This window comes from Rhodovarius sp., assembly GCF_040399605.1.
GTDB lineage: Bacteria > Pseudomonadota > Alphaproteobacteria > Acetobacterales > Acetobacteraceae > Rhodovarius > Rhodovarius crocodyli_A.
The window spans coordinates 1-9,314 of the sequence record NZ_JBBARU010000101.1; the positions used below are offsets into that span (position 1 = coordinate 1).

The 9,314-nt window shown below is 63.5% G+C and carries 8 protein-coding genes, 1 tRNA gene and 1 pseudogene; 8 read left to right on the forward strand and 2 right to left on the reverse strand.

Annotation, left to right across the window (positions count from 1 at the left end; genetic code table 11):
* Both ABWP84_RS16880 and ABWP84_RS16885 read left to right on the forward strand, forming a co-directional pair.
* Positions 1–181: hypothetical protein (locus ABWP84_RS16880; RefSeq protein WP_353213197.1), on the forward strand; the 181-nt coding region annotated here is incomplete at its 5' end.
* A 415-nt stretch (positions 182–596) separates the two neighbouring features.
* Positions 597–881, forward strand: a complete 285-nt coding sequence (locus ABWP84_RS16885) for a hypothetical protein (RefSeq protein WP_353213198.1) — start codon at positions 597–599, stop codon at positions 879–881.
* A 22-nt stretch (positions 882–903) separates the two neighbouring features.
* Here the strand turns inward: ABWP84_RS16885 and tig are convergent, their stop codons facing one another.
* Complete coding sequence (gene tig, locus ABWP84_RS16890) at positions 904–2,217, reverse strand: trigger factor (RefSeq protein WP_353213199.1); 1,314 nt, start codon at positions 2,215–2,217, stop codon at positions 904–906.
* 33 nt (positions 2,218–2,250) lie between these two features.
* Positions 2,251–2,335 (reverse strand) — tRNA-Leu (locus ABWP84_RS16895).
* 234 nt (positions 2,336–2,569) lie between these two features.
* On the opposite strand from ABWP84_RS16895, the gene ABWP84_RS16900 reads away from it, so the two are divergent.
* From ABWP84_RS16900 to ABWP84_RS16925, 6 genes and pseudogenes are all read left to right on the forward strand, one after another.
* A complete protein-coding gene (locus ABWP84_RS16900; protein WP_353213200.1) occupies positions 2,570–3,115 on the forward strand; it encodes a DUF1643 domain-containing protein in 546 nt (181 codons plus the stop codon).
* 74 nt (positions 3,116–3,189) lie between these two features.
* The gene (parE, locus tag ABWP84_RS16905) at positions 3,190–5,169 is read left to right on the forward strand and encodes a DNA topoisomerase IV subunit B (RefSeq protein WP_353213201.1); all 1,980 of its coding nucleotides are present in this window, start codon (positions 3,190–3,192) and stop codon (positions 5,167–5,169) included.
* A 50-nt stretch (positions 5,170–5,219) separates the two neighbouring features.
* Positions 5,220–6,362 (forward strand): MFS transporter, encoded by a 1,143-nt coding sequence (locus tag ABWP84_RS16910; RefSeq protein WP_353213202.1) that lies wholly within the window; start codon positions 5,220–5,222, stop codon positions 6,360–6,362.
* 265 nt (positions 6,363–6,627) lie between these two features.
* The gene (locus ABWP84_RS16915; protein ID WP_408904287.1) at positions 6,628–7,650 is read left to right on the forward strand and encodes an amino acid ABC transporter substrate-binding protein; all 1,023 of its coding nucleotides are present in this window, start codon (positions 6,628–6,630) and stop codon (positions 7,648–7,650) included.
* A 99-nt stretch (positions 7,651–7,749) separates the two neighbouring features.
* Positions 7,750–8,952, forward strand: a complete 1,203-nt coding sequence (locus ABWP84_RS16920; protein WP_353213204.1) for an amino acid ABC transporter permease — start codon at positions 7,750–7,752, stop codon at positions 8,950–8,952.
* A gap of 3 nt (positions 8,953–8,955) precedes the next feature.
* Positions 8,956–9,314, forward strand: a pseudogene (locus ABWP84_RS16925) (amino acid ABC transporter permease); the annotation flags it as partial.

Genomic DNA, 9,314 nt, shown 5'->3' on the forward strand with positions numbered 1-9,314 from the left:
ATTGGAAATTTCAACTCAATTGCCTGATGATTGGTCGGTCAATACGCTGTTTATTAATCCAAAATCGACTGACTCTATAAATGAAAACGACATAGTTGCGTTTCGGCGTGGAGATAGCGTTACCCCCAGGGATCGGCTCGCGCTGCGGATGGAGAAAAGGCTAAAAAGCCAGCCTCGGTGACTATTTTAGCCGGCTTGCGCAGCACGGCATCATCAGTCGCGTAGCAATCGAAGGTCGCGCTGTCGATAACGACCAATCGCAGTTCGATCGCTGAAGGCGTGGACCCTCAGGCCCTTGCTGATGAATTCGCCGGGCGGGGACAGGCTGTGAGAGGCCGGCTTGCAGAGCCAGGCTATATCGAACGCATTGACGTCGGAGAGAGGGTTATCGGCACTTTTTGAGACGGGTCCGGCGGGCCCGGCGGGCCAACCACCCGGGCTACGATCCGGCACGGCACCGCAGGTGCGGTGCATATTGTCCCTGCCCATCCTCGCATTCCATGAAAGACCGCTAAAATGACCGGACGAAATATCGAGAAAAATTTACAATATAGCATCGAAATCGCATGGCCTAAAAAGCCTATCCTGCACTACGAATGTACGGTTATTCTATTGATAGTGCCGCAAAAACAATTATATCATTTGCCATTATCGACATTGAAACCGGCGATGATCAATGGAATGACCCAGGCGATATAGATTTGGAGGTTGCAGCGCAGCTGCCAGATGATTGGAAAATTGAAAGTTTTATTCTCTCAGAACCATCCGAGCAAAATTTGACGGCGATGCAGCATATCGTTTTTCGACGCGGCGATCTGGTCACGCCGCGAGACAGGTACAATCTTTGCCGGGCGCAGAACTCAGCCGGCCCGGCCGCATAAGAACCTTTGAAGGCAGGGCGGCTTAAGCCGCCGCCGCCAATTCCTCGGCCGTCACGCTCTTCTCATCAACCTTGGCGAGTTCGAGCATGAAATCGACCACCTTCTCCTCAAAAATCGGGCTGCGCAGATTCTCAATCGCCCCCGGATTCTTCTGGAAGAATTCCAGCACCATCTTCTCCTGGCCCGGGTAGCGCTGCGCCTCGGCATACATCGCCCGGCTGATTTCCTCATTGGCGACCTGAATGTTGTTGGTCCGGCCGATCTCGGTCAGCAGCAAACCCAGGCGCACCCGGCGCTCGGCAATGGCGCGGTAATCGGCGCGCAGCGTCTCCTCATCCTTGCCCACATCATCGCCATCGAGCTTGCCAGCCTTCATATCGGCCTCAACCCGCTGCCAGATGGTGCTGAACTCGCCATCGAGCAGGCTATCGGGCACGGCGAAGGCAGCGCGCTCGGCCAGGGCATCGAGCAGGGCGCGCTTGATGCGCAGCCGGCTCTGCTGGTCATACTCGTTCTGCAACGAGAGCATGATGGCCTCGCGCAGCTTCTCGAAGCTCTCCATGCCAATCTTCTTGGCCAATTCATCATCCATCGCCGGCTTCGAATAGATTTTCAGCGCCTTGGCGGTGATGGTGAATTGCGCCGCCTTGCCGGCTAGGTCCTGCGCGCCGTATTCGGCCGGGAAGGTTACATCCACCACCCGGGTCTCACCGGGGGACATGCCCTCGAGCGGCTCGGAGAAGCCGGGGATAAAGCCCTGGCCGCCCACTTCGATGGGCATATCGGTGCCCGAGCCACCCTGGAAGGCCTCGCCATCGATGGTGCCGACGAAATCGGCCACCAGTACCTCACCGCGGGCGGCGGGGCGGCTTTCAGTCTCTTCCAGCGTCGCCTGGCGGCGGGCAATGGTCTCCAGCGCCTTTTCGATATCCTCATCCGTCGGCGTGGCCTTAAGGCGGGTCAGCGCGATTGAGGCGAAATCGGGCATCGGGATCTCGGGCAGCACTTCCACATCCATGCGGAATTCGAGATCAGCGCCCTCGGCGAAATTCACCAATTCGATCTTCGGCTGGGCGGCGGGGCGCAGATTGCGCTCACTCACCACCTTCTCAGAGGCATCCTGCACCGAGGCTTCGAGCACTTCGCCCATCACCGCCTGGCCATAGCGTTGCTGGATCACCGAGGCGGGCACCTTGCCGGGGCGGAAGCCAGGGATCTTGATGTCCTTGGCGATGGCGGCGAGGCGCTTCGACTTCTGCGCGGCAATGTCGGTGGCCGGAACCACGACGGAATAGGCCCGCTTCAGGCCATCGTTGGAAACTTCGGTCACTTGCATGCGCGCAGGTCCTGCATTTTGTGTGGGTGCGGGTGGTGCGGGCGGAGGGACTTGAACCCCCACGGCTTGCGCCACCAGAACCTAAATCTGGCGTGTCTACCAATTTCACCACGCCCGCTGACATGTCTGGAGAAGCGGTGAAGCGGCGCGTGTAGCCGAAGCGCCGGGGCGCGACAATGCTGGGGCAGGGCACAGGATGGATGGAAAATGACGGATTGGGGCAAATTCGTCGTCCGCCTGGAGTAGAATTGAGGGGCGGTTTCGCATGTCGATGCGTGTTTTGGGACTAAATTGCCAAAACATCCTGCCGAATCGGCTTCCGGCCCGCCATGGCAACGTCTAACCAAAGCCTATGGAATTGCATGACCCCGGCGGCAGAATCCGCCTGAAACTGGCAGGCGACATCCGCTCGGCAGCGGGTTTCTCGGCCGATCGGCGCCATCGCACCTGGCTGGAGCGGCGCTGGGATGGCGCGGCCATGGGGGCGGGCCATCACGCCGCCTTCATCGGCATGAACCCCTCCACCGCCGATGAGAATGCCGATGACCCCACCGTGCAGGGCTGCATGGCGCGCGCCCGCGCCTGGGGCTTTGGCGCCGCTGTGATGCTCAACGCCTTCGCCTATCGCGCCACCGACAAAACCCGCCTGCTGGAGATCGCCGACCCGATTGGCGCTCAGAATGATGCCGATATCCTGCGCTTTTGCGCCGCGGCCGGTGTGGTGGTGGCGGCCTGGGGGCAGCCGCCCAAGCCCTTGCGCGGCCGCGGTGCCGCAATCGCCGCCATGCTGCGCGGGGCTGGCCTTGGGCTGAAATGCTTTGCGGTGAATGCCGATGGCAGCCCCAAGCACCCGCTCTATGTCCGGCGCGATGCGGTGCTGATCGATTACCCCGGCTGAGCCATGCCCCTTGCGGACGAATCCCCGCCATGGTGTACCCTGCCGCCCATGCTCAGAACACAGCGTGAACATCGATGAGTGACCTGTTCGGTGGCAAGCCGCCGCCGCAAAAGCCGGGGCCGAGCTATTCGGCAGCCGATATCGAGGTGCTGGAGGGGCTGGAGCCGGTCCGCCGCCGCCCGGGCATGTATATTGGCGGCACCGATGAGAACGCCATGCACCATCTGGCGGCCGAGATCATCGACAATGCGATGGACGAAGCCGTGGCCGGCCATGCCGACCGCATCGAGGTCACGCTTGAGGCCGGCAATTTCCTGACTGTGCGCGACAATGGCCGCGGCATCCCGGTGGATCCGCACCCGAAATTCCCCAAGCAAAGCGCGCTGGAGGTCATTCTCACCACGCTGCATTCGGGCGGCAAATTCTCCGGCAAATCCTATGAGACCTCCGGCGGGTTGCACGGGGTGGGCTCTTCGGTGGTCAATGCGCTGGCCGAGTTGATGGAGGTGGAGGTCGCGCGCGAGCGCACGCTCTACACCCAGAGCTATTCCAAGGGCGTGCCGCTGGGCAAACTCATCAATGCGGGCGCGGTGCAGAACCGCCGCGGCACGCAGATCCGCTTCAAGCCGGACCCCGAGATTTTCGGCGGCATGATCTTCCGGCCGGAGCGGCTATATCGTTTCTGCCGCTCGAAAGCCTATCTCTACAAGGGTGTGGAAATCCGCTGGTCCTGCGAGCCGGCGCTGCTGAAGGAAGGCTCGGAGACGCCGGCGCAGGGCGTGCTGCATTTCCCCGGCGGGCTTGCCGATTTCCTCGCGGTCTCAACCGAGGGCCGCGCCACCGTGGTGGGCAGCCCCTGGGTGGGTGAGGGCAGCTTCCCCGATGGCGCGGGGCGGGTGGAATGGGCCATCACCTGGCTGGAGCATGGCGATGGGGCCCAAAGCACCTATGCCAATACCATCCCTACGCCGCAGGGCGGCACGCATGAGGCGGGTTTGCGCGCCGCCCTCACCAAGGGCCTTCGCGCCTATGGCGAGTTGAAGAAAGAAAAACGCGCCGCCGCCATCACCGCCGAGGATGTTCTGGCGGGCCTGGCCGGCATGCTCAGCGTCTTCATCCGCGACCCGCAATTCCAGGGCCAGACCAAGGATAAGCTGACGTCGCCCGAGGCCGCCCGCCTGGTCGAGCAGGCGCTGCGCGACCATTTCGACCATTGGCTGACCGGCGACCCGGCCACTGCCGATAACCTCCTCGCCTTTTGCATCGAGCGGGCGGAGGACCGGCTGCGCCGACGCGAACAGAAGGAGACGCCGCGCAAATCGGCCACGCGAAAGCTGCGCCTGCCGGGCAAACTCTCCGATTGCTCGCGTGAGGGGGTGGATGGCACGGAGCTGTTTCTGGTCGAGGGTGATTCGGCCGGTGGCTCGGCCAAGCAGGCGCGCGACCGGGAGACCCAGGCGGTGCTGCCCTTGCGGGGCAAAATCCTCAACGTCGCCAGCGCCAGCACCGAAAAACTGCGCGCCAATCAGGAGCTGAAGGACCTGATCGAGGCGCTGGGCTGCGGCGTGGGCGAGAAATTCGATGCCGCCCGGCTGCGCTATGGCCGGGTGATCATCATGACCGATGCCGATGTGGATGGCGCGCATATCGCCGCCCTGCTGATGACCTTCTTCTACAAGGAATTGCCGCAATTGGTGCGTGATGGCCGGGTGCATCTGGCCCAGCCGCCGCTCTACCGCCTGCAGGCGGCGGGCAAATCCTTCTATGCCATGGATGACCGAGACCGTGAGCGGGTGGCGAAGCGGGAATTCAAGGCCGGGCAGAAGATCGAGGTCAGCCGCTTCAAGGGGCTGGGCGAGATGCCGCCCGCGGCGCTGAAGGAAACCACCATGGACCCCAAGCGCCGCACCCTGCTCAAGGTGGTGCTGCCAGCCGATGAGCGCGCCCGCACCGCCGATCTCATGGAGGCGCTGATGGGGCGCAAGCCGGAGCTGCGCTTCAAATTCATCCAGGAAAATGCCGGGCGGCTTGATGCGGAGGCGGTGGACGCCTGAGGGGTATCGGCCGAAGAAGGGCCGTGCCCGAAAATCCCTCCATGCCGCCCATGCCATGGGCGCTGATCGCCGCTTGTTCGCTGGGCATGTTCGTGGCCTCCGCCAGCGGCACCACACGGGCGCCATTTCTCATCGACATGGCGCGCGACCTGGAAAGCTCGGTGGGGCTGGTGGCCAATCTCATGGCGATGACGGCCACGGCCTGGGGCGTGACCTCCTTCGTGGCGGGGCAGGGGTCGGACCGGTTTGGCCGGCGGCTATTTCTGGTGGGTGGGCCGCTTTTGCTGGCCTTGAGCATGTTGGGCGTGGCGGCGGGCGGCAGCTATGCCGCCATTGCGGTGGCGGCCACAGCGGCGGGAGGCTGCGCGGGGGCCTTCACCGGGGTGATGATGGCCGAGGTCTCGGCGCGGGTGGCGGACCGCCAGCGCGGCCGCGCCATGGGCTGGGTAATGGCCGGGCAGTCGCTCGCGCTGCTGGTGGGGGTGCCGCTGGCGGCCTTTATGGGCGCGTTTATCGGCTGGCGCGGGGTGAATCTCGCCATCGCCGGCATCACCCTGCTGGCGATGCTGGCGCTGTTGCTGACCACCGGCCAGGCCAATGATGGCAGGCGGGCGCCGGGTGCTCGGCCGGTGAGCCTGCGGGCGGCGCTCTCGCCCCGGGTGATCAGGCTGCTGGCGCTGGGGGTGACGGAGCGGCTCTGCTACGGGCTGACGGTGGTGTATTTTGCCACCTTCCTGCAATCGACCTATGCGCTCTCGGTGGCCGGGGTGGCGGGGCCGCTGGCGGTTTTCGCCGCGGGCAATATTTTGGGGACTATTCTGGGCGGGCAATTGGCCGATCGGCTGCCCAATCGCATGCTGACTTTTGCCGGGGCGATGGTGGCCTCGGCCGTCGTCGCGTTGCCGCTATTTGGCTGGCATCCCGGGCTGGCGGGCTCGGTGGGCCTGGGTTTTCTCTATGTCTTCATCAACGCGCTGGCGCGTCCAAGCCTGATGGCGGCTTTGGCCAATGTGCCCGATTCGGTGCGCGGCACGGTGCTGGGGCTGAATGTGACCTCGGCGTCCTTTGGCTGGCTGGGCGCGGCGGCGCTGGGCGGCTGGATGCTGGCGCATTATGGTTTTGCCGGTTTTGGCCCGCTGGCGGCGGTGATTGGCGCGCTGGGCGGCGGTTTGGCGGTATTGGCGCGCCGCTGAGGCCCTGCGATCAGGCATTTTTCACAATAGGCTGAATACCCACCGTTTTTTATGTCAATTGACCGATTTCTGGGCAAGGCCGTCGGAAATTTGCCGGGCTCTTCGTGATCGCGCATTGATCCCACTGCATGGCTGGGCCAATGTATCTGCATCGGTAAGCCCCGGACATAACAAGGGGCAATGCGCCGGCCACCATTCGTTGGGAGATTGACCCGTGGAAATTTTTAAGCTGCGTCAGCTGGCAGGCGGCCTGCTAGGTGCTGCCATGATGGCGTTCACCGCACCTGCTATGGCCCAAGCGCCAGCAGCCGCTCCGGCAGCAAGTGCTGGCGGCGGTGCCAATATGATCGATACGATCCGTGCCCGTGGCCAGCTGCTCTGCGGCGTCTCCACCGGCCTCGCCGGCTTCGCCCAGCCCAATAGCCAGGGCGTCTGGGCCGGCTTTGACGTGGATTATTGCCGCGCAGTGGCCATTGCCATCTTCGGCACCGAGCAGAACCGCGTGCGCTATGTGCCCACCACCGCCCAGGTGCGCTTCACCGCGCTGCAATCGGGCGAGGTGGACATGCTAAGCCGCAACACCACCTGGACGCTGAGCCGCGATACCTCGCTCGGCCTCGATTTCACCGCGACCAATTTCTATGACGGCCAGGGTTTTATGGTGAAGCGCTCGCTGGGCGTGACCGCCGCGCGGCAGCTGGATGGCGCCACGATCTGCGTGCAGCCCGGCACCACCACCGAGCAGAACCTGGCCGATTGGGCCCGCAGCGTGCGGGTCAATATCCGCCCCGTGGTGATCGAGCGGCTGGAGGATAATATCGCCGCCTATCTGGCCGGGCGTTGCGATGCCTATACGACGGATGTCTCGGGGCTCGCCGCCTCGCGCTCCGCCCAGCAGGTGCCGGCTGACCATGTCATCCTGCCCGATGTGATCAGCAAGGAACCGCTCGGCGTGCTGGTGCGCCATGGCGATCAGCGCTTTGCCGATCTGGTCCGTTGGGTGCATTTCGGCCTTCTCGCCGCCGAGGAATTCGGCATCACGGCTGAAAATGCCGCCGGCCTGGCCACCACCGATAACCGCCCCGAGGTGCAGCGTATTTTGGGTCGCACCGGCGGGTTGGGCCAGATGATGGGCGTGGACAATGCCTGGATGCTCAATGTGATCCGCACCCTGGGCAATTATGGCGAGATCTCTACCCGCAACCTGGCACCGCTCGGCCTGCAGCGCGGCCCCAATGCCCTGTGGACCACGCCCGGTGGCCTGCAATACGCACCGCCCTTCCGGTGATGTCACGGGCGGGGCCGGGTTGCATCCCAGCCCCGCATGAATGGGCCCCAGGCCGCGCGCCGCGCGCCTGGGGCCTTTGATCGAGAAGGACCCCCCGGGATGAGCGATACCGCGATCGACCCCCGCTATGGCACAAAACCGCCCAAACGCCCCTTGCGCCTGAGTTGGGGCGATGAGCGGGTGCGCGGTATCGTCTATCAAATTCTGGTGGTCGGCATTGTGGGCAGCATTGCCTATTGGCTGTTCTCCAACACGATGCACAATCTCGAAGTCCGGCGCATCGCCACCGGCTGGGGCTTTCTGGAGCGTGAGGCGGGGCTGCCCATCGCTGAATTCCTGATCCCTTATGACCCCACCGATACCTATCTGCGTGCGCTGCAGGTGGGGGTGCTGAACACCCTCAAGGTTGCGGTGATCGGTATTGTCCTGGCGACCATCCTGGGCACCATCCTGGGCGTGCTCAAACTGTCGAAGAACTGGCTCGTGAGCCGGGTGGTGGGCGCCTATATCGAAATCGTGCGCGATCTGCCGCTGCTGCTGCAATTGCTGTTCTGGTACGCGCTGCTGCAGGGCCTGCCCGGGCCGCGCCAGGCGATTCACCCCGCGACCGGGGTTTTCCTCTCCAATCGCGGCCTGAAGCTGCCCTTCTTCGAATGGGAGGGGCCGCATAACTGGGCCCTGCTGCTGATGCTGATCGGCGCGGTCGGCACCTATTTCTACCGCCGGGCAGCCCGGGCCAAGCAAATGGCTGATGGCCAGCCGCGCGCCATCTGGCCTGCTGCCACGGTGATGATGCTGGTTGTGCCCCTAGGCGCCTGGTACGCCATGGGCGCACCCTTCACGCCGGATATCCCAGCGCTGCGCGGGTTCAATTTCCAGGGCGGGCTGACGGTGAGCCCGGAATTCTTCGCGCTGCTGCTGGGGCTCACGCTCTACACCGCCGGCTTTATCGCCGAGATTGTGCGGGCGGGCATCCTCTCGGTCAGTCAGGGGCAATGGGAGGCGGCAGAGGCGCTGGGCCTGCCGCGCGGGCGGGTGATGAACCTCGTCGTGCTGCCACAGGCGCTGCGCGTGATCATCCCGCCGATGACCAGCCAATTCCTCAATATCACCAAGAATTCCTCCCTGGCGGTGGCTATCGGCTATCAAGATATCGTCTCCATCGCGAATACCACACTGAACCAGACCGGCCAGGCAATTGAGGGCATTGCCATCATCATGGTGGTCTATTTGACGATCAGCCTGAGTATTTCGCTGTTCATGAATTGGTATAATTCGAAAATCGCCTTGGTGGAGCGCTAAGCCATGAGCATCACCACCGACAGCCTGCCCGTAGCCCCGCGCCTCGCTCCCGCCCTCTCGGTGGGCTGGCTGGGCTGGGTGCGGGCCAATTTGTTCAGTTCCTGGCTGAACAGCCTGGTCACCATCGCGCTGGCCTATTTCATCGTGAAATACGCCATCGGCTTTGTGGATTGGGCCTTTGTGAACGCGATCTGGAGCGTGCCCAATGACGCGGCCGGAAGGCCCGATACCAGCTCCTGCCGCGACAATAAGGGGCTGGGCGCCTGCTGGGCGGTGATCAACGAAAAACATCGCTTCATGCTCTTTGGCACCTATCCCTATGAGCAGCATTGGCGCCCGGCAGTGGTCTGTGTGCTCTTCGT

Bases quoted from the DNA above. Each gene is read 5' to 3' on its own strand.
- ABWP84_RS16885 (WP_353213198.1), top strand. From the start codon at position 597: ATGTACGGTTATTCTATTGATAGTGCCGCAAAAACAATTATATCATTT.
- tig (WP_353213199.1), bottom strand. From the start codon at position 2,217: ATGCAAGTGACCGAAGTTTCCAACGATGGCCTGAAGCGGGCCTATTCC.
- ABWP84_RS16900 (WP_353213200.1), top strand. From the start codon at position 2,570: ATGGAATTGCATGACCCCGGCGGCAGAATCCGCCTGAAACTGGCAGGC.
- parE (WP_353213201.1), top strand. From the start codon at position 3,190: ATGAGTGACCTGTTCGGTGGCAAGCCGCCGCCGCAAAAGCCGGGGCCG.
- ABWP84_RS16910 (WP_353213202.1), top strand. From the start codon at position 5,220: ATGCCATGGGCGCTGATCGCCGCTTGTTCGCTGGGCATGTTCGTGGCC.
- ABWP84_RS16915 (WP_408904287.1), top strand. From the start codon at position 6,628: ATGATGGCGTTCACCGCACCTGCTATGGCCCAAGCGCCAGCAGCCGCT.
- ABWP84_RS16920 (WP_353213204.1), top strand. From the start codon at position 7,750: ATGAGCGATACCGCGATCGACCCCCGCTATGGCACAAAACCGCCCAAA.